Origin of the sequence: Streptomyces sp. NPDC086766 (assembly GCF_044746005.1) — a bacterium.
GTDB lineage: Bacteria > Actinomycetota > Actinomycetes > Streptomycetales > Streptomycetaceae > Streptomyces.
The window spans coordinates 154074-172825 of record NZ_JBIVBI010000014.1; the positions used below are offsets into that span (position 1 = coordinate 154074).

The 18752-nt window shown below is 72.5% G+C and carries 17 protein-coding genes; 9 read left to right on the forward strand and 8 right to left on the reverse strand.

Annotated features, from left to right (window positions below; genetic code table 11):
* Positions 1-104: 104 nt before the first annotated feature.
* The 4 genes from ACIPM1_RS24875 to ACIPM1_RS24890 all read right to left on the reverse strand — a co-directional run bounded on the left by ACIPM1_RS24875 (position 105) and on the right by ACIPM1_RS24890 (position 5186).
* Positions 105-1826 carry an MFS transporter gene (locus tag ACIPM1_RS24875; RefSeq protein ID WP_402438210.1) on the reverse strand — a complete coding sequence of 574 codons (1722 nt, stop codon included), beginning with the start codon at positions 1824-1826 and terminating at the stop codon, positions 105-107.
* Positions 1827-2086: 260 nt separating this feature from the next.
* Positions 2087-2698 (reverse strand): lactate utilization protein C, encoded by a 612-nt coding sequence (locus tag ACIPM1_RS24880; protein WP_402438390.1) that lies wholly within the window; start codon positions 2696-2698, stop codon positions 2087-2089.
* A 119-nt stretch (positions 2699-2817) separates the two neighbouring features.
* Positions 2818-4422: a LutB/LldF family L-lactate oxidation iron-sulfur protein gene (locus tag ACIPM1_RS24885; protein WP_402438213.1), complete on the reverse strand. Its 1605-nt coding sequence runs from the start codon at positions 4420-4422 to the stop codon at positions 2818-2820.
* Positions 4419-5186, reverse strand: coding sequence for a (Fe-S)-binding protein (locus ACIPM1_RS24890; RefSeq protein ID WP_402438216.1), 768 nt, complete (start codon positions 5184-5186; stop codon positions 4419-4421). The genes ACIPM1_RS24885 and ACIPM1_RS24890 overlap by 4 nt, the downstream gene beginning before the upstream one ends.
* Positions 5187-5405: 219 nt before the next feature.
* On the opposite strand from ACIPM1_RS24890, the gene ACIPM1_RS24895 reads away from it, so the two are divergent.
* The gene (locus tag ACIPM1_RS24895; protein ID WP_402438219.1) at positions 5406-7079 is read left to right on the forward strand and encodes an L-lactate permease; all 1674 of its coding nucleotides are present in this window, start codon (positions 5406-5408) and stop codon (positions 7077-7079) included.
* A 115-nt stretch (positions 7080-7194) separates the two neighbouring features.
* On the opposite strand, the gene ACIPM1_RS24900 is transcribed toward ACIPM1_RS24895, so the two are convergent.
* From ACIPM1_RS24900 to ACIPM1_RS24910, 3 genes are all read right to left on the reverse strand, one after another.
* A complete protein-coding gene (locus ACIPM1_RS24900) occupies positions 7195-7932 on the reverse strand; it encodes a FadR/GntR family transcriptional regulator (RefSeq protein WP_402438222.1) in 738 nt (245 codons plus the stop codon).
* Positions 7933-7968: 36 nt separating this feature from the next.
* Complete coding sequence (locus ACIPM1_RS24905) at positions 7969-9588, reverse strand: MFS transporter (protein WP_402438225.1); 1620 nt, start codon at positions 9586-9588, stop codon at positions 7969-7971.
* Positions 9589-9808: 220 nt separating this feature from the next.
* Positions 9809-10585 (reverse strand): IclR family transcriptional regulator, encoded by a 777-nt coding sequence (locus tag ACIPM1_RS24910; protein ID WP_402438228.1) that lies wholly within the window; start codon positions 10583-10585, stop codon positions 9809-9811.
* 70 nt (positions 10586-10655) lie between these two features.
* Between ACIPM1_RS24910 and ACIPM1_RS24915 the strand changes: the two genes are divergently transcribed.
* Genes ACIPM1_RS24915 through ACIPM1_RS24950 form a run of 8 tightly spaced genes read left to right on the forward strand, consistent with a single transcriptional unit; the run spans position 10656 to position 17779 of the window.
* Positions 10656-11816, forward strand: coding sequence for a cupin domain-containing protein (locus ACIPM1_RS24915; protein ID WP_402438231.1), 1161 nt, complete (start codon positions 10656-10658; stop codon positions 11814-11816).
* A 2-nt stretch (positions 11817-11818) separates the two neighbouring features.
* Positions 11819-12646 (forward strand): fumarylacetoacetate hydrolase family protein, encoded by an 828-nt coding sequence (locus ACIPM1_RS24920; protein WP_402438233.1) that lies wholly within the window; start codon positions 11819-11821, stop codon positions 12644-12646.
* Positions 12643-13275, forward strand: coding sequence for a maleylpyruvate isomerase family mycothiol-dependent enzyme (locus tag ACIPM1_RS24925; protein ID WP_402438236.1), 633 nt, complete (start codon positions 12643-12645; stop codon positions 13273-13275). Before ACIPM1_RS24920 ends, ACIPM1_RS24925 begins: the two co-directional genes overlap by 4 nt.
* A 15-nt stretch (positions 13276-13290) precedes the next feature.
* Complete coding sequence (locus tag ACIPM1_RS24930) at positions 13291-14571, forward strand: FAD-dependent oxidoreductase (protein ID WP_402438239.1); 1281 nt, start codon at positions 13291-13293, stop codon at positions 14569-14571.
* Complete coding sequence (locus ACIPM1_RS24935) at positions 14568-15758, forward strand: thiolase family protein (RefSeq protein WP_402438242.1); 1191 nt, start codon at positions 14568-14570, stop codon at positions 15756-15758. The genes ACIPM1_RS24930 and ACIPM1_RS24935 overlap by 4 nt, the downstream gene beginning before the upstream one ends.
* Entirely contained in the window at positions 15758-16450 is a 693-nt protein-coding gene (locus ACIPM1_RS24940; RefSeq protein ID WP_402438245.1) for a 3-oxoacid CoA-transferase subunit A, read from the forward strand. The genes ACIPM1_RS24935 and ACIPM1_RS24940 overlap by 1 nt, the downstream gene beginning before the upstream one ends.
* Complete coding sequence (locus ACIPM1_RS24945) at positions 16450-17124, forward strand: 3-oxoacid CoA-transferase subunit B (protein ID WP_402438248.1); 675 nt, start codon at positions 16450-16452, stop codon at positions 17122-17124. Before ACIPM1_RS24940 ends, ACIPM1_RS24945 begins: the two co-directional genes overlap by 1 nt.
* 46 nt (positions 17125-17170) lie before the next feature.
* Complete coding sequence (locus ACIPM1_RS24950) at positions 17171-17779, forward strand: TetR/AcrR family transcriptional regulator (protein WP_402438251.1); 609 nt, start codon at positions 17171-17173, stop codon at positions 17777-17779.
* A gap of 39 nt (positions 17780-17818) precedes the next feature.
* Here ACIPM1_RS24950 and ACIPM1_RS24955 read toward each other — a convergent pair whose 3' ends face one another.
* Positions 17819-18745: a LysR family transcriptional regulator gene (locus tag ACIPM1_RS24955; protein ID WP_402438253.1), complete on the reverse strand. Its 927-nt coding sequence runs from the start codon at positions 18743-18745 to the stop codon at positions 17819-17821.
* Positions 18746-18752: the final 7 nt, after the last annotated feature.

The window sequence follows — 18752 nt, forward strand, 5'->3', positions numbered from 1 at the left end:
GACGCGTCCGTACTTCCATCATGTCTCGCCCCTCTATGTCCCGGTATGTCTGCCACACCGGCGGGCTCGGCCGAGCGATCCGGGACCCCCGAGTGGACGCCGGACTACGTCGAGGGCTCCTCGCGGCCCGGGCCGGTGGCCCGCGTCGTCCCGGCGGGGACGGGGAGACGCAGTGCCATCAGCCATCCGACGAGGGCCAGGGTGGCCATCCCGGTGGCCGACACGGTCAGCGCCTGCTCCCTGGCACGTGCGTTGATCCGTACCAGCCCGTCGGCCTCGGCGCCCGTGATGCCCCGCGACGTCATCTTCGCGCGCAGGGCGTCGTCGGACACCGCGGTGATCTGGAGCTGCTGCTCCACCGTCCGCGTCACCCACTCCTTCTGGGCGGTGGTGAGGACGCTGCTGTCGTTCACGCCGGCCTCGAACGTGTACAGCAGCGCCGTGGTCATCAGGGCGCCGGCGAGCGCGACGCCGAAGGAGCTCCCGAGGTATCCGGCCGTGTAGAAGAGCCCTGTCACGTCGCTCACCTCGTCCCGTTCGGGCGCCGACTGAACGAGGTCGGTGAGCGTCGTGGCCATGCCCCGGCCGAGCCCGATGATGAGAATCCCCGGCGCGAGGGCGAGGCCCACTGCGGCCACTCCCTGCGCGTGCGGACTGAAGAGGACGGCGACCGCGGCGCAGCCGACGCCCATACAGACGAACGCCCCCATCGCGGCGGCGCGGTGGGTCATCCTGCCCCGCCCGATCCGCCGGGCGGTCGGCGGGGCGGCCAGCATCAGCCCCAGTGCGATCGGGAGCAGCACGATCCCGCAGCGCAGCGCGCCGAACCCGAGGGCCGTCTGCAGGAAGACCGGCACCAGGAAGAGCACGCCGTAGGGCACCACGATCAGCATCAACTGGGTCGAGATCCCGGTCCGGACGGTGCGGTTCCGCAGCACCGTCACACGAACCAGCGGATCCCTTCCACTCCTGACGAGACGCAGTTCCCATCCGGCGAAGGCGGCCAGAACCGCAAGCCCCAGGCCCGCCAGGAGGGGAACGGGTGACAGGCCGCCACGCTCCAGCAGGGTGTGGCCGAGGACCACGAAATCCTGCCGGGCCCTGAGCAGGCCGTACTGCCCCGAGAGCAGGGCCGCGACGACGAGCAGAACCAGTCCGGTCGTGGACAGCAGCACCCCGCGGACGTCGAAGCGCTCCCCGGGGCGTCCGGGGAAGGCCCCGGAATCGACCGTACGCCGTACGAGCCAGATCAGGGCCAGGGTGATCCCGGCTCCCAGCAGGAACGAGATGCGCCAGGTCAGGAAGCTGGTGATCAGGCCGCCCAGGACGGGACCGGACGCCCCGCCGACCCCGGACGTCATGACCAGGATCGACAGCGCCTTGGTCCGTACGGCCCCGGTGAAGGTCTGGGTGAGCATCGCCATCAGCGCCGGGGACATGAGCGCGACGCCGAGCCCCTGGAGCACGGACCAGCCGAGCAGCATGAACGGCAGGCGCGGGGCGAAGGCGGTGATCAGCGCCCCGAGGGCGAAGACCCCGCCGCCGAGGGAGAAGGTCCGCCGGTATCCGTGGCGGGTGCCGAGCTTGCTGCCAGTGATGATCAGCGAGGCGATCACCAGGGCGTACAGCGAAATGGCCGACTGCACGCCGGTCAGCGAGGTGTGCAGGTCCCCGACGAGCGCCGACAGGGCCACGTTCATGGCGGTGCCGGTGTAGTTGATCAGCAGGTTCTCGGCGGCGAGGAGGAGGAACAGTGTCCGGGCGGCCGGCGGCGTGTCCCCTCCGATCGGGTCCCTGAACCGCCGCGCCCCGTTTCGCCCTTGCACGAATGCGTCCTGCCGTTCGATCGCTCCACCCCGGGCAGGCCCGCTGCCGCCAGGACCGGCCTCTGTCTCCGGCTCCCCGGTTCAGAGTGCACGCCGTGCGCGGCGCACGCCTGCGGGACGCGCCCACACAGACCCGAGCGGGCGACACGGGCCGCCGCCCGGCCCTCGCCGCCGCGGCGCCCCGCCTCGCCCCGGTCCCGCATCGGTGCGGGGCGCCGTACCGGCCCCGGGGGTGGTGCGGCGCCCCGCACCGCCATCGGTCACGCGTCGGTGCGGATGATCACGTCCAGGGTGCGCGGGCCGTGCACGCCCTCCACCCGTTCGAGTTCGATGTCGGACGTGGCCGACGGGCCGCTGATCAGCGTCGTCGGGCGGGTCGGCACCAGGCGGGCCAGCGCCTCCGGCACGCCGGCCTCCACGGTCGACAGGTCCACGACGCACACATGGAGGTCGGGGACGAGGGACAGGGCGCGGCGGCCCTGCGCGGCCGAGCCGTCCAGGAAGATCGTTCCGGTCTCGGCACAGCTGACCGCCGACGCCGTGACGACGCCGTCCAGCGCGTCGAGGTGGGGCGCCGGCACGTCGGGCGAGTCGGTGTGGACCGTGCCGTCGAAGCCGACGAGCCAGGCCGGGTCGAGGCCCGCGGGGACGCCGACCGTCCGTGCGCCGCGCTCACGCAGGACGCGAGCGACCGTCGCCGCGGTGTCGGCGGTGACGCAGGTGTGGACCTCGGCGCGGTAGTCGACGAGCCGGTCGACGAAGAGGTCGAGACGCTCGGCGGCGGGCAGCGCGCGGCCGGTGCGGTAGGCGCGTTCGACGGTGACGGGCGGCGTGGGGGCGAGAGCCAGAGCGTCCCTGACCCGGCCGAGCACGACGTCCCGCGCGGAGGTTCCCCGCGGGGCCGTTGGCGCGGGACCGGCCGCCCCGGTGTCCCCGGTGTCCCCGGTGTTTCCGGTGTTCCCTGTGTTCCCGGTGTTCTTCCTCGGGGTGCTCAACGTCCGTCGCCTTCCTCGCCGTGCCGCTCGGACGCGGCGGCTTCCTCGTGGCGCCGTTCGGACACGGCCCCTTCCTCGCCGTGCCGGCCGGGTGCGGCGGCGGCCTCGGCGCGCAGCGCCTGCTGCCCCTCCGCCGAGGAGAACCAGTCGCGGAACGTCTGCTTCGGCGGCGCCGCGATGTCCCGGCTGTCGCTCCAGCCGTCGAACGGCTTCGGCAGTCTCGTGATCTTGCGGTCGCGTCCGGCGACGACCCGGCCGATCCCGGCGGCCTTCTGCGCGGTGGTGTACAGGCCGGGCCGCGCCATGACGGCGGCCGCCGCCCTCATGGCGAGCTTCTCGGCGGTGGTGCCGGACTGCTCGGTGTGCTGGTGACGCAGCTCCACGAGCAGCGACGGGATGTCGATCTTCACCGGGCAGGCGTCGAAGCACGCGCCGCAGAGGGTGGAGGCGTAGGGCAGCGAGGAGTTGGGGTCGTTCTTCGCCTCGTGCATGCCGGCGAGCTGCGGGGTGAGGACGGCGCCGATGGGGCCGGGGTAGGCGGAGCCGTAGGCGTGGCCGCCCGCACGCTCGTAGACCGGGCAGACGTTGAGACAGGCCGAGCAGCGGATGCAGTTGAGGGCCTCGCGGCCGATGGCGTCGGAGAGGGCGGCGGTGCGGCCGTTGTCCAGGAGGACGAGGTGGAACTCCCGCGGGCCGTCCCCCTCGGTCACCCCCGTCCACAGCGAGGTGTACGGGTTCATCCGCTCGCCGGTGGAGGAGCGCGGCAGGAGCTGGAAGAAGACCTCCAGGTCCTGGTAGCGGGGCAGGACCTTCTCGATGCCCATGACGGTGATGAGTGTCTCGGGCAGGGTCAGGCACATGCGGCCGTTGCCCTCGGACTCGACGACCGACAGGGTGCCCGTCTCGGCGATGCCGAAGTTCGCGCCCGAGACGGCGACCTTCGCCGTCATGAACTTCTCGCGCAGATAGGCGCGCGCCGCGGCGGCGAGGTGCGCGGGAACGGAGTCGAGCCCGGCGTCGACGCCGGGGATCCGTTCGAGGAAGATCTCGCGGATCTCGTCGCGGTTGCGGTGGATGGCCGGGACGAGGATGTGGGACGGCTTGTCGTGGGCGAGCTGCACGATCAGCTCGGCGAGGTCCGTCTCGTGGGCGGTGATGCCCTGGCTCTCCAGGTGTTCGTTGAGGCCGATCTCCTGGGTGGCCATCGACTTGACCTTGATGACCTCGTCGCTGCCGGTCGCGGCGACCAGACGCGTGACGATCGCGTTGGCCTCGGCGGCGTCGCGGGCCCAGTGGACGGTGCCGCCGGCGGCGGTGACCTTCGCCTCCAGCTGTTCGAGCAGCTCGGGCAGGCGGTTCATGGTGTCGGTCTTGATCCGCGAGCCGGCGGTGCGCAGCGCCTCCCAGTCGGGCAGCTCCGTGGTGACGGCCAGACGCTTGCCGCGGATGGTGCGGGTGGCGTTGCGGAGGTTGCGGCGCAGTTGCTGGTCGCGCAGCTCGCCGCGGGCGGCCTCGGGGAACTTCGCGTCGCCCCGCAGATTGCCCTCGCCGTACGGGGCGCGGGGCGGGGCGGCCGGCATGCCGAGGAACGTGCTGCTCATCGGGTGGCCTCCGGGAGGACGTACGGCGCGGAGCGGGTGGCGGCGAGGATCTGCGCGAGGTGCAGGGTCCGGGTGCCCGAGGCGATGCGGGACAGCCCTCCGCCGATGTGCATCAGGCACGAGGAGTCACCGGCGGTGCAGATGTCGGCGCCGGTGGAGGTCACGTTCGCGACCTTGTCGTGGAGCATGGCGGAGGACGTGTCGGCGTTCTTGAGGGCGAACGTGCCGCCGAAGCCGCAGCAGGCGTCCGCTTCGGGCAGCTCGACGAGGTCGATGCCCTCGACGGCGCGCAGGAGTCGGAGCGGCTTGTCGCCCACGCGCAGCATCCGCAGGGAGTGGCAGGTGGGGTGGTGGGTGACGCGGTGCGGGAAGTACGCGCCCACGTCCACGGTGCCGAGGACGTCGACGAGCAGCTCCGACAGTTCGTACGTCTTCTCGCTGACCGCGGCGACCCCTGAGCGCAGCGACGCGTCGCCGTACCGGTCGGCGATCAGCGCGTGCTGGTGGCGCACGGAGCCGGCGCAGGACCCGGACGGCATGACGACGGCGTCGATGGAGCCGTCGCCGAACTGCTCGGCGAACGCCCGCACCAGCGGGACGGGTTCGCGCTGGTAGCCGGTGTTGACGTGCATCTGGCCGCAGCAGGTCTGCCCCGGCGGGAACACCAGCTCGTGGCCGAGGCGGGTCAGCAGCCGGGCCGTGGACTTCACCGCGTCGGGGAAGAGCGTGTCCCCCAGGCAGGTGGCGAAGAGTCCGATACGCATGGGGGACCTCCACGATCATTTATGGTCCGACCATAGCATCATCGGACCCGAAGTTGACGAGCCTGCCTGTAAAAAGGGCGGAGCGCAATTTGGTCCGACCTTATTGACATGCGACATCTCCAGTGCGCTACTGAGTCGGTCCTCCAGGCGCACCGACCCCTGCCTCACGAGCGGGACCTCGTGGTGGGGGTCTACGAAACTCGACGAGGAGTTACTCGCGTGGCCCCTACCCCATCGGCTGCACTCGCGGTCACCTTCACGCCCGACGTGACCGCCGTCGGCGGCAGCCTTGCCGCCACCGCCCTTCTGGGGCTGGTTCCCCTGGCCGCCTTCTTCCTGCTGCTGATGGCCGCCAAGCGCCCTGCATGGCAGTCCGCGCTCGGCGCGCTGATCGCGGCGCTGCTCGTCGCGGTGTTCGGCATGGGGATGCCAGTCCGGCTCGGTGTCCTGTCCGCCGCACAGGGCCTGCTCTTCGGCCTCTTCCCGGTCATGCTGATCGTGGTCGCGGCCATCTGGTTCTACGAGCTGACCGTGATCAGCAGGCGCTTCGAGGACCTGCGCCGGGCCTTCAGCGCCGTGGGCCGCGGTGATCTGCGCGTACAGGCCATCCTCATCGCGTTCTGCTTCGGGGGCCTGCTCGAGGCGCTGGCCGGCTTCGGCGCGCCCGTCGCGATCACCGCCGCCATGCTGATGGCGGTCGGTCTGCCTCCGCTGCGCGCGGCCGTCACCGTCCTGGTCGCCAACACCGCGCCCGTCGCCTTCGGCTCCATGGCCATCCCGATCACCACCGCGGGCAACCTCACCGGCATCCCGGCCGAGGACATCGCCGCCGTCGTCGGCCGGCAGACCCCCCTGCTCGCGCTGTTCGTGCCGCTGCTCCTCCTCTTCCTCGTCGACGGCGTCCGAGGCATGCGCGAGCTGTGGCCGATCGCCCTGGTCACCGGCGCCGTCTTCGCCGTCGCCCAGTTCTGGTGCTCCGCCCACTTCGCCTACGAGCTGACCGACGTCGTCGCCGCCCTCGCCGGGTTCGCCGCCGCCGTGACCATGCTGCGCTTCTGGAAGCCGGACACCCCCGCCGACCAGCGCTCCCAGGTCGAGCCCGAGCCGCTCACCCCGGGCCGCGTCGCGCTGGCCGTGCTGCCGTACGCGCTCGTCATCGTCGTCTTCGCGCTGGCCAAGCTGAACGCCGGCGGCATCGACATGCCCGCGCTGCTCGGCCGCTGGAACATCGAGCTGGAGTGGCCCGGCCTGTACGGCAACCTCCTCACCGGCGACGGCTCGGCGGCGGCCGGCGCGATCTACAAGCTGGAAGTGCTCGGCAACCCCGGCACCCTGCTGGTCGTCTCCGGCGTCCTGGTCACCCTCGTCTACCGGCTCACGAGCAGCGACCGCTACCCGATGACCGGCGGTATGGCCGTGCGGGCGGCCGGCTCGACGCTGAGGAACATGAAGGCCTCCATAGCCACCGTCGCCGCGGTGCTCGCCCTCGGCTACGTGATGAACCAGTCGGGCCAGACCGTCGCCATCGGCACCTGGCTGGCCGCCGCGGGCGGCGCGTTCGCGCTGCTCTCACCGACCCTGGGCTGGCTGGGCACCGCCGTGACCGGCTCGGACACGTCGGCCAACGCGCTGTTCGCCACGCTCCAGCAGGCCGCCGGCCAGAAGGCGGGCATCGACCCGCACCTGCTGGTCGCCGCGAACACCTCCGGTGGCGTGGTCGGCAAGCTGGTCAGCCCGCAGAACCTGACGATCGCCGCCACGGCCGTGGAGAAGCCGGGCAGCGAACACGTCCTGCTCCGACGGGTCGCCAAGTACAGCCTCGCGCTGCTCGCGGCCCTGTGCGTGCTGGTGTATCTCCAGTCGCTGCCGGCGCTGTCGCGGATGCTGCCGTAGTCCGCGCGGGCGGGAAGGGCCGGTCTGCCTCGGGTGAACGCCCGGGGCAGACCGGCCCTTCAGGGGGTGCGGGGGACCGCGCGAACCGCCCGGCTGCGGGGTGGTCTCCGCCCGGCTACCGGTCGGTCTCCGTCCGGTCGTCGACCAGCGTCCCGTGGAAGCCCCGGATGTGCTCCTCCACCAGATCGGCGGCCCCCGCCCCGTCCCCGGCCCGTACCAGCCGCAGCAACTCCGCGTGCTGGGCGTTGAGTGCGGCGGCGGTCGCGGCCCAGTCCTCCGCGTCCTCCTCCGCCTTGAGGATCAGCGTGCGCACGGACTCCCGGACCGCCGAGGTGAGCGTCGAGATGAGCCGGTTGCCCGAGCTGCGGGCGATCAGTACGTGGAACAGCGTGTCCAGCTCGTTGAACTCCGTCACGGTGAGACCCGGCTCCCGCATCCGCGCGAGGACCTCCTCCGCCTGTGCCAGGTCGTCCTCCGACGCCCTGCGCGCGGCGGCCTCGAAGCTCGAGCGCTCCAGGGTGACGCGGGCCTCCAGGACGTCCTGGAGGTCGTAGCTGCCGAGCGCCAGATGCAGGCGCAGCAGGCGCCCGAGCGCGTCGTCGGGGTTGCGCACGATCCGGGCGCCCGCGTCCGGCCCCCGGCCCGCGTGGGCGACGAGGACACCGATCGTCTCCATGACCCGCAGCGCCTCGCGCAGCGCGGAGCGGCTCACGCCGAGGGTGGGGGCCAGCTCACGCTCGGGCGGAAGGCGGTCTCCGGCCTTCAGCTCACCGGCGAGCACCCGCTCCTCGATGCTCTCCAGCACGAGTTCATGCGTGCGTGACTGCCGCACCGGACGCCACTCGGCCGTCATCGGCACCTCCCCGACTCGCTTTCCGTAGCAACTATGTCACAGCGCTATGAGGTCGGACCTCTCGGAAGGGCGAGCATCTGCGCGTCCGCCGGAGTGGTGGGCGTGGACTCCGATCATGCCGAAGGCGGTCAGCGCCGCCGCGACGGCCGCCGCCGCACCGCACACGAGGAACGCGGTGCCGAATCCGCTGCCCAGGGCGTCCAGGGCCAGGCCGTGCGCCGCGGATCCCGGGGCGCCGGGCGGCAGACCGTTCACGGCGATCGGCCCTCCGGCCTCGGCGATCGCGCGGGCCGCTGCCGCCTGGCCCACCGGCAGGTGCGCGCCGGCCAGGTCCGCCGCGAACGCCGACCCCGCGTTGCTGAGGGCGACCGCGCCGACGACGACGGGGCCGAGGACGAAGCCGAGGTCGCGCAGCATGTTGGTGGCGGCGCTGGCCATGCCGGCCAGGTGCGGGGGCACGCTGTTCAGCGCCACGGCCGTCACCGAGCTCACGGTCAGGGCGAAACCGATGCCGATCAGCAGGGCGGGCGCGACGAACGCGCGGAGCCCCGGGGCGGTGACGTCCAGGCGGGCGCACAGCAGGCAGCCGATCGCCATCAGGACGAAGCCCGAGGTCAGCAGCCAGGACGGGGCGACCCTGTGGAGGAGCCGCGAGCCCACCGGGATGAGCAGGAACGCGGGCCCCTGGAGGAACAGGAACGGGATCGCGACGCGGAGCGGGTCCTGATGCTGTACGGGCCCCAGCCACATGCTCGTCGCGAAGCAGGCGCCGAGGAAGGCGAGCATGCCGATGACCGCGACGGCGGAGGACACGCTGAAGGCCCGGTTGCGGAACAGGGCCAGGTCGAAGATCGGGGATTCGGCCCCCAGCTCCACCACCACGAATCCGGCGAGGAAACACGCGCCGAGGGCGAAGGCGAGCAGGACGGGAAGGGTGGTCCAGCCCGACTCCGGCCCCTCGACGGCGCCGTACAGCACCAGGACGAGACCGAGGGCGAAGGTGATCTGCCCGGGTACGTCGAGCCTGCGGCCCGTGGGCGCCTTCGACTCGGTGGCCAGCGTCAGGGTGAGCGCCATGCTGACCAGGGTGAGTCCGACGAGCACCCAGAAGGAACCGCGCCACGACCCGACCTTGGCGAACATGCCGCCGAGCAGAGGTGAGACGGCCGCGCCGGCGGACAGGAAGCCGCTCCAGACCGCCACCGCGTGCGCCCGCTCCCGCAGGGTGCGGGTGACCGCGGTGATCGCGGTGAGCGAGCCGGGGAACATGGCGCCGGCGCCGAGGCCGTTCAGGGCGGCGCCGATCCACAGCACCTGGACGCTCGGCGCGAGCGCGGCGACGGCGCTGCCGGCGGCGACCAGCGCCGTGCCGGCCGCGACGAGCCGTCGCCGTCCGAAGAGGTCGCCGAGGACACCGAAGGTGAACTCGAAGCAGACCACGGCGATCATGAAAGCGGCCGTGATCCAGGTGAGTTGGGATCCGTGGGTGTGCAGGTCCTCCTGGAAGAGCCCGTTCAGCGAGGCCGGCAGCGCGTTCGCCACCTGGGCCACGAAGACCGCGCAGCAGGCGGCGGCCAGAGTTCCCGCGTAGCCCGGTGTCCGGGCGGCCCCCGCGGTGGGGCCGGGGGACGTCGTCGTCCCGTTGTCGAGCGTCATTGCTGGTCTCCCTGGCTGGAAGAGGGGCGTCCCGGTAGCGGGGCCCGAGAGGCGGAAGAGCTCGGCTCTGCGTGCGCGGTGGGGGAGAGGGGCGCGACGTGAGTCGGGCGCGTTGCCGTGGAGAATGACACTCGCTTTACGTGACGTCAATCATTCATTCGTTATCTAAGGTGAGCGGTTAATGCGTACGGTAATCATTCGCATTGCCTTGCGTGCGGGCTCAGCGCTGCTCGGCCAGGTCGTTCTCCAGGGCGTGCGCGGCGGCGTCCAGGGTGGCGACCAGGAACTGGAGGCGGTGCGGGTCGTAGCGCACGCTGGGCATCGACACCGACAGACCGGCCAGCGCGGTGCCGTCCCGGTCGCGCACCGGCACGCCGACGGCGACCAGACCGCGTTCGGACCGCTCCCGGTTGACGGCGAACCCGTTGCGGCGCAGGCGCCGCAGGTCCGTCCGCAGCCGGCCGAGATCCGGGCGATCGGCCGGACGGTCGCGGTAGCGCTCCGGGGCGTAGACCTCCTCCAGTTCCCCGTCGGTGAGGTCGGCGAGCAGGAGCAGCCCCGCCGTCGTGCGGTGGGCCGGGAACACCATGCCCTCCCGGGAGCCGACCCGCAGGGCCTGCCGGCACTCGACGCTGGCGATGAACCGGGCCGTGTCCCCGGTGCGCACGATCAGGTTCGCGGTCTCGTCCAGAAGGTCGACGACCCGGTGCAGATGCGGCAGGGCCGCCGCGCGCAGTCGCGACACGAGGGACTGGGAGTGCGCGGCGAGCTCCAGCACCGGTCCCGCGCGGTAGACGCGGTCCTCGCCCTGCACGGCGAAGTCCCGGTAGACGAGCATCGCCAGGACCCGGTGGGCGGTCGACCGGGCGACGCCCAGCCGCTCGGCGATCTGCGACACCGTCGCGCCGCCCTCCATCTGCAGGATGGTCGCCGCCCGCAGCGCGTGGTCCACGCTGGCGATCGGGTAGGGCGGCGGCGTCTTGAGCGGCTTGTCCATGGCATGTCCCTCGGATTCTGTTCTCCAGAATCTCCATGTTCTCCTGGAAGACGCGTCGCACGCTGGAGGCGTGACTCAGTCCTCCATCGCCCAAGACGTCGCTACGGGTTCCCCGGTCCGGCTCCAGGCCGTCTCCGCGGAGGGGCAACCCCCGGTCACCCCGGCGCTCGAAGAGCTGTACCGGGGCTTCGAACAGGAACTGCTCGTACCGCTGTGGACCGAGATCGGCGACCTGATGCCGGCCCACCCGCGCTCGCGCGCCGTGCCGCACCTGTGGCGCTGGGAGCGGTTGCGGGAGCTGGCGGCCCGAGCCGGCGACCTGGTCCCGGTCGGCCGCGGCGGCGAGCGCCGGGCCATCGCGCTGGCCAACCCCTCCCTGGGCGGGCGGCCGTTCGCCACGCCGACCCTGTGGGCGGCCATCCAGTACCTCATGCCCGGCGAGGACGCCCCGGAGCACCGGCACACCCAGCACGCCTTCCGCTTCGTGGTCGAGGGCTCGGGCGTGTGGACGGTGGTCGGCGGCGACCCGGTACCGATGAACCGCGGTGACTTCCTCCCGCAGGCCGGCTGGAACTGGCACGCCCACCACAACGCGACCTCCGAGCCGATGGCCTGGATCGACGGCCTGGACATCCCGTTCCAGTACGCCGCCGAGGCGCAGTTCTTCGAGTTCGGCCGCGACCAGATCGGCGACGCCGAGCGCGTCACGCCCGAGCGGTCGCGCTCCGAGCGCCTGTGGGGCCACCCGGGCCTGCGCCCGCTGTCGGCCGTACCGGCCACGCCGGGCAGCCCGCTGCTGTCCTACAAGTGGGAGTACACCGACGCCGCCCTGCGCGACCAGCTCCTGCTGGAGAAGGAGGGCTACGGCGGCACCGTCGAGCCCGGCCACGCCGCGGTGCGCTACGCCAGCCCGCACGACGGCTCCGACGTCCTGCCGACCGTCCGGGCCGAGTTCCACCGCGTCGCCCGCGGCGCCGGGACGGCGCCCGTCCGCGAGACCGGTTCGTCCGTCTACCAGGTCTTCGACGGCTCCGGCGTGGTGACCGTCGGCGACACGTCGTGGACGGTGACCCGCGGCGACCTGTTCGTCGTCCCGTCCTGGCAGCCGTTCTCCGCCCGGTCGGAGGCCGGCGCGACCGACTCCGACGCGGGCGCCCTCGACCTGTTCCGCTTCTCCGACGCGCCCGTCTTCGAGGCGCTCAAGCTCAACCGCACCCAGAAGGACGCCTGACCATGAAGCTCGCCACCATCCGCACCGCCGAAGGGACCCGGGCGGTCCGCCTCGACGGCGAGGTCCTCGTCGACCTCGGGTACTCCGACCTGGGCGAGCTGTTCGCCGAGGCCGACTGGCGGTCCAGGGCCGCCGCCTCCTCCGGCACCACGTACCCGGTCGAGGGCGCGGACTTCGCGCCTGTCGTCCCGAACCCGTCCAAGGTCGTCTGCGTGGGCCACAACTACACCAACCACATCAAGGAGATGGGCCGGGACCTGCCCGACTACCCGACGCTCTTCCCGAAGTTCGCCGAGACCCTGCTGGGCGCGGGCGACGACATCGTCAAGCCGGCCGAGACCGACGCGCTCGACTGGGAGGTCGAACTGGCCGTCGTGATCGGCAAGGAGGTGCGCCGCGCCGACGAGCGTCAGGCCGCCGACGCCATCGCCGGCTTCACCGTCATGAACGACGTCTCGGTGCGCGACTGGCAGTTCCGCACCATCGAATGGACCCAGGGCAAGATCTGGGAGGCCTCCACCCCGGTCGGGCCCTATGTCGTCACCCCCGACGAGGCCGGCGGGGTCCGTCCCGCGCTGGAGGTCAGGACGGTCGTCGACGGCCAGGTCGTGCAGCGGGACGGCACCGGCACGCTGCTGTTCGACCCCGTCTTCCTGGTGCGGTACATCTCCACCGTCATCACCCTGAAGCCGGGCGACATCATCGCCACCGGGACCCCGGCAGGCGTGGGCAACGCCCGCGACCCCAAGGTGTTCCTGCTCCCCGGCCAGACCGTGGTCACCGAGATCGCCGGCCTGGGCGCCTGCATCAACAAGGTGGTCGCGGCATGACCGGCACCCCGCGGACGTTCGCCGACGCGCGCGCCTGGGCCCGTACCGGCACCGAGCTGGTACTGGCCGCCGTCGCGGACCTCGACGAGGCCGGCTTCGCCGCCCCCAGCGTGCTGCCCGGCTGGACCCGCAAGCACCTGGCCGCGCACGTCGCCGCCAACGCCGACGCCCTGTGCAACCTCGCGCACTGGGCGGCCACCGGCGAGGAGACGCCGATGTACGCCTCCCTCGAGGAGCGCGCCGCCGGCATCGCCAGGGGCCCGGCCCTCTCCGCCGGCGAACTGCGCGCCCGGCTGGCCGACTCGGCCCGCCGGCTCGGCACGGACCTGGACGAACTCACCGACGAGCAGTGGCAGAACAAGGTCGTCACCGCCCAGGGCCGTACCGTCCCCGCCACCGAGCTGCCCTGGATGCGGTCCCGGGAGACCTGCGTCCACGCGGTCGACTTCGGCACCGGCGTCACCTTCGCCGACCTACCGGCGGACTTCCTGTCCGCCCTGGCCGACGAGATCGGCACCCGACGCGGGCTGACCGAGCTGCCCGACGGCCCTCTTCCCGAGGTCGCCGCCTGGCTGGCCGGACGGCCCCACACGCTCGCCGACGCTCCCGAGCTCGGCCCGTGGCTCTGAGAGTGAGGAAGTTCCATGACGAACCCTGACGTGATCGTCGTCGGCGGCGGGATCGGCGGCCTGGGCGCGGCGTTCTCCCTGACCCGCCAGGGCCTGGACGTGCGCCTGCTGGAGAGCGCCCCCGCCTTCGGCGAGGTCGGCGCCGGCATCCAGCTCGCCCCCAACTGCACCCGCATCCTGGACGACTACGGCCTCTTGGAGGAGGCCAAGAGCCTCGGCGTCGTCCCGGACGCGATGGTCCTGCGCGACGCCGTCGACGGGGACGAGCTGACCCGCCTCGACCTGCGCGACCTGGAGAAGCGCTTCGGCTACCCGTACATGGTGATCCACCGCAGCGACCTGCACGGACTGCTGCTGCGCGCCTGCGAGCGGGCCGGGGTCGAGCTGGTCACCGACTCCCGGGTCACCTCGTACGAGAACACCGGGAACGGCGCCCGCGTCACCCTCGCCTCGGGCGCGGTGCACGAGGCCGGACTGGTCATCGCCGCCGACGGCCTGCACTCCGTCGCCCGCAAGCTCCTCGTCGACGACCGGCCCGTCTCCTCCGCGTACGTCGCCTACCGCGGCACCGTGCCCGCCGAGACGCCCCGCGTGCAGGGCACCGACCTCAGCGAGGTCGTGGTCCACGTCGGCCCGCGCTGCCACTTCGTCCACTACGGCCTGCGCGGCGGCGAACTCCTCAACCAGGTCGCCGTCTTCGAATCCCCCAAGGCGCTCGCCGGCCAGGAGGACTGGGGCACCCCGGACGAGCTCGACGACGCCTTCGCCGGGACCTGCGGTTTCGTGCGGGAGGGCCTGCCGTTCATGTGGCGGGACAAGTGGTGGCGGATGTTCGACCGCGAGCCGGTCATGAACTGGGTCCACGGCCGGATCGCGCTGCTCGGCGACTCCGCGCACCCCCCGCTGCAGTACATCGCGCAGGGCGCCATCATGGCCGTCGAGGACGGCTGGGTCCTCGGCGAGCACGTCGCCCGCAACCGCGCCGAGGACGGCACGATCGACTGGGACACCGCCCTCGCCGCCTACGAGGCCGTCCGTCCGGAGCACTGCCGCCGCGTGCTGACCACGTCCCGCGCGTGGGGCGAACTCTGGCACCTCGACGGCGTCGCCCGCGAGCAGCGCAACGTCCTGCTCCGCGCCCGCGACACCTACGACTACTCCTTCGTGGACTGGCTGTACGGCCCGACCGCGCTGACGCCGGACGAGGAACCCCCCATGTTCACGCCCGTCCCGCTGTCCTCGGTCCACGTCGACGAGCCGGAGGCCGCCGCCCTGGCCGGGGGGCGCCTCCGATGAAGGACGCCTACCTCTACACGGCGGCCCGTACTCCGTTCGGCCGGTTCGGCGGAGCCCTGGCCGGGGTGCGACCGGACGATCTCGCGGCCACCGCGCTGACCGGGGTGCTGGAGCAGGCACCGGACCTGGACCGCGCCGCGATCGGCGACGTGGTGTGGGGCAACGCGAACGGCGCCGGGGAGGACAACCGCAACGTCGGCCGGATGGCGGTGCTGCTGGCCGGACTGCCGGTGAGCGTGCCGGCCACCACCGTGAACCGGCTGTGCGGGTCCGGCCTGGACGCGGCCGTCATCGCCTCGCGCACCCTGGAGTCCGGCGACGCCGACATCGTCGTGGCGGGCGGGGTGGAGTCCATGACCCGCGCGCCCTGGGTGCTGCCCAAGCCGGACCGCGCCCACCCCGCCGGGAACGTCACGGCCGTCTCCACGACCCTGGGCTGGCGGCTGGTCAACCCCGCGATGCCCGAGGAGTGGACGGCGTCGCTGGGGGAGTGCAACGAACTGCTCCAGGAGAAGTTCTCGATCTCCCGGGAGCGGCAGGACGCGTTCGCGGCGCGCTCCCACCGGCTCGCGGCCCGGGCATGGGACGAGGGCTTCTACGACGAGTTGGTCGTCCCCGTGGCGGGACTCACCCGGGACGAGGGCATCCGCCCCGGCACCGACCCCGGCAAGCTGGCGGCACTGAAGCCGTCGTTCCGCCCGGACGGGACGATCACGGCCGGCAACGCCTCCCCGCTGAGCGACGGGGCGTCCGCCGTACTGTTGGGCACCGCGGCAGCGGCCGACCGGATCGGGCTGGACCCCGTCGCCCGCATCGCCGGACGCGGGGTGCACGCGGTCGACCCGCGGCTGTTCGGCTTCGCCCCCGTGGAGGCCGCCGAGCGGGCACTGCGCCGCGCCGACATCGGCTGGGGCGACGTGGGCGCGGTCGAGTTGAACGAGGCGTTCGCGGTGCAGTCGCTCGCCTGCGTGGACGCCTGGGGCATCGACCCGGAGATCGTCAACACCCGGGGCGGTGCCATCGCCCTCGGGCATCCGCTGGGCGCCTCCGGCGGCCGGCTCCTCGCCACCCTGGCGAAGGTGCTGCGGCAGCGGCGTGCGCGCTGGGGCGTGGCGGCGATCTGCATCGGCGTGGGCCAGGCCCTCGCCGTGGTCCTGGAGAACGTCACCGACGAGGTGAGCCGCTGATGGGCGTGACCATCGCCGCGACGGCGGACGAGGCCGTGGCGGGCGTGGAGGACGGATCGACGGTCCTGGTGGGCGGATTCGGCCTGGCGGGCATGCCGTTCGACCTGATCGACGCACTGATCCGGCAGGGCGCGGGCGACCTCACGGTGGTGTCCAACAACGCGGGGAACGGGGACGTCGGCCTGGCCGCACTGCTCAAGGCGGGCCGGGTGCGCAAGGTGATCTGCTCCTTCCCCCGGCAGAGCGACTCCTACGTGTTCGACGACCTGTACCGGGCCGGCCGCGTCGACCTGGAGGTCGTACCGCAGGGCACGCTCGCCGAGCGGATGCGCGCCGCCGGAGCCGGCATCGGCGCCTTCTACAGCCCCGTCGGCGTCGGCACCTCGCTGGCGGAGGGCAAGGAGGCCAGGGAGATCGACGGACGCGCCTACGTCCTGGAGTACCCGATCAAGGGGGACGTGGCCCTGATCTCGGCGCACCGGGCGGACACCATGGGCAACCTCGTCTACCGCAAGACCGCCCGGAACTTCGGCCCCGTCATGGCGACCGCGGCCACCACGGTCGTCGCCCAGGTCACCGGCATCGTGCCCGCCGGAGGGATCGACCCGGAGACCGTGGTCACCCCGGGTATCTTCGTCGACCGCCTCGTACGGGCCGAGGCCCGCCGGCTCACCGTGCAAGGAGCCCGCTGATGACGCTCACACCGCCCGCGGCCCCCGTGGAGCACACCGGCCGGGGCCCGCTCACCACCGACGAACTCGCGGCCCGCATCGCCCGCGACATCCCGCCCGGCGCCTACGTCAACCTCGGCATCGGGCAGCCGACCCGGATCGCCGAGCACCTGTCACCGGACGCCGGGATCGTGCTGCACACCGAGAACGGCATGCTCGGCATGGGGCCGGCCGCCGTGGGCGACCGGGTGGACCCGGACCTCACCAACGCCGGGAAGGTACCGGTCACCGAGCTGCCCGGGGCGGCGTACTTCCACCACGCCGACTCCTTCGGGATGATGCGCGGCGGCCACCTGGACGTGTGCGTCCTCGGGGCGTTCGAGGTCTCGGCACACGGCGACCTGGCCAACTGGCACACCGGAGACCCCGACGCCATCCCCGCCGTGGGCGGCGCGATGGACCTCGCGGTCGGAGCGCGGCGGGTCCTGGTGATGATGCGGCTGTTCACCCGGGACGGCGCCGCCAAGCTCGTCCCCGCGTGCACGTACCCGCTCACCGGGGCCGCCTGCGTGAGCGTGGTCTACACCGACCACGGCGTGTTCGTCCCCGGCCCGGACGGGGTGCGGGTACTGGAGACGTACGGCACCACGGTCGCGGAACTGCGGGAACGCCTCGCCGTCGACCTGCTCCCGTGAGCCCCTCGCTTTACGGTCAGTAAAGGCGGCGCGTTAGGATCCCGGCATGGCGAACCTTCGTGAGGCGCAGAAGCGGATGACGCGCCGTCTGCTGCTGGAGTCGGGACTCGAGCTGTTCAAGACCAAGGGGTACGCCGCCACGACGGTCGACGACATCGCCACCGCCGCGGGCACCACACGCGTCACGTTCTACGCGTACTTCCCCTCCCGCAGCGACCTGATGAAGGCGCTCATCGACGAGCAGCTCAACGAGGCGCTGCAGCGCGTCCGCTCCCCCGAGCACGGCTCGACGGCTCAGGACCTCGTCGCCACCGTCGTCGAAGGGACGCCGGAGGCGATCAGGGCGTGGCTGCGGCGAACCGCCGACAGCTGGCCGGCCATCCGGCCGATCATCCGCATCGGCCGCGATGCCGCGGCCATCGAGCCGGAACTCGCCGGCCTGGTCGAGCGATGGCTGGAGGAGGCCATCAGCGACATCGAGGACGGGCTGACGGCGGCCGGGCGGTTCGAGCCCCATCAGCGTCACTTCCGGGGCGTGCTCGCGATGGCCCAGCTCGACTTCGTCGCCCAGAACTGGCACCGCGCCGACTGGAAGCTCACCCGTGAGCAGATGCTCGACGAGCTCAGCGCCAGCTGGGTGGCGCTGCTGACCTGATCCGGTCCGGCAAGGCCTGACCGGCGCGGCCGGTCGGCGTCAGTCGTCGTGCGACGCCGCGTCGAACAGCAGCGCGCGCAGCCACTCGACGAAGTGGTGATCAGCCAGCCGGGGGTTCCAGACCATGTCGATCCCGAGCCCGGGGATCGGGAACGGGAACTCCTCGATCCGCAGGTCGGCGAGCGTCCGCATGGTGGCGGCGACCCGGTGGCGCAGGAGAGCGACGCCACCCGCGCGGGCGACCAGGAAGGGCACCAGCAGGAAGTCGGAGATCAACCGGCCGACGCGATAGGGGACCCCCTTCTCCTCCAGCACCGCGTACGGGAAGACGCGCCGTTCGGTGTCGACGACGACGTGCGGCTGGGTGGTCAGGAGATCGAGGGCGCCGGCTTCCGGTGGCGTGTCCGCGGCGGCCACCACCACGCAGCGGTCGTCGTACAGGCGCTCCCGCGGATACGGCGAGAAGTGCCCTTCGGAGATCAGCACGACGTCGACGCCCTTGTCGGTGAAGGTGGCTTCGGTCGGCACCGTGATCGTACGCAGCCGCAACGTGGCGCGGGGAGCGCGCTCGGCGACGAGCCGCGACAGCCGGGGGCCGATGACGAACGCCGTGCTGTTCGTCATGGCGATCGTGATGACGCGCTGATCCGTGGCGGGGTCGAAGGAGGGGAAGTCCACGATGCGTGCCGTCTGCCGCAGGGCACTGCGCAGCGGCGCGATCAGCTCGAGGGCCCGCGGGGTCAGCGTGACGCCCGTCCCCTGTCGGACGACGAGATCGTCACCCAGCAGACGCCGCATCCTCGTGAGGGCGTGGCTCATCGCCGGCTGGGACAGGCCGACCCGTTCCGCCGCCCTGGTCACCGAACGCTCCTCGAGGAGCGCGAGGAGGGGCACCAGCAGGTTGAGGTTGACCGACGCCAGTCGGTCCAGACCCGAGCCCGTGGTGCCCTCTCCGTGGTCGCCCATGGAGCGA

What these genes read in the sequence shown, in the direction of transcription:
- ACIPM1_RS24930 (WP_402438239.1), top strand. Translation starts at nt 13,291, where the DNA reads ATGACGAACCCTGACGTGATCGTCGTCGGCGGCGGGATCGGCGGCCTG.
- ACIPM1_RS24910 (WP_402438228.1), bottom strand. Translation starts at nt 10,585, where the DNA reads ATGGACAAGCCGCTCAAGACGCCGCCGCCCTACCCGATCGCCAGCGTG.
- ACIPM1_RS24900 (WP_402438222.1), bottom strand. Translation starts at nt 7,932, where the DNA reads ATGACGGCCGAGTGGCGTCCGGTGCGGCAGTCACGCACGCATGAACTC.
- ACIPM1_RS24925 (WP_402438236.1), top strand. Translation starts at nt 12,643, where the DNA reads ATGACCGGCACCCCGCGGACGTTCGCCGACGCGCGCGCCTGGGCCCGT.
- ACIPM1_RS24935 (WP_402438242.1), top strand. Translation starts at nt 14,568, where the DNA reads ATGAAGGACGCCTACCTCTACACGGCGGCCCGTACTCCGTTCGGCCGG.
- ACIPM1_RS24950 (WP_402438251.1), top strand. Translation starts at nt 17,171, where the DNA reads ATGGCGAACCTTCGTGAGGCGCAGAAGCGGATGACGCGCCGTCTGCTG.
- ACIPM1_RS24940 (WP_402438245.1), top strand. Translation starts at nt 15,758, where the DNA reads ATGGGCGTGACCATCGCCGCGACGGCGGACGAGGCCGTGGCGGGCGTG.
- ACIPM1_RS24945 (WP_402438248.1), top strand. Translation starts at nt 16,450, where the DNA reads ATGACGCTCACACCGCCCGCGGCCCCCGTGGAGCACACCGGCCGGGGC.
- ACIPM1_RS24955 (WP_402438253.1), bottom strand. Translation starts at nt 18,745, where the DNA reads ATGGGCGACCACGGAGAGGGCACCACGGGCTCGGGTCTGGACCGACTG.
- ACIPM1_RS24905 (WP_402438225.1), bottom strand. Translation starts at nt 9,588, where the DNA reads ATGACGCTCGACAACGGGACGACGACGTCCCCCGGCCCCACCGCGGGG.
- ACIPM1_RS24885 (WP_402438213.1), bottom strand. Translation starts at nt 4,422, where the DNA reads ATGAGCAGCACGTTCCTCGGCATGCCGGCCGCCCCGCCCCGCGCCCCG.
- ACIPM1_RS24890 (WP_402438216.1), bottom strand. Translation starts at nt 5,186, where the DNA reads ATGCGTATCGGACTCTTCGCCACCTGCCTGGGGGACACGCTCTTCCCC.
- ACIPM1_RS24920 (WP_402438233.1), top strand. Translation starts at nt 11,819, where the DNA reads ATGAAGCTCGCCACCATCCGCACCGCCGAAGGGACCCGGGCGGTCCGC.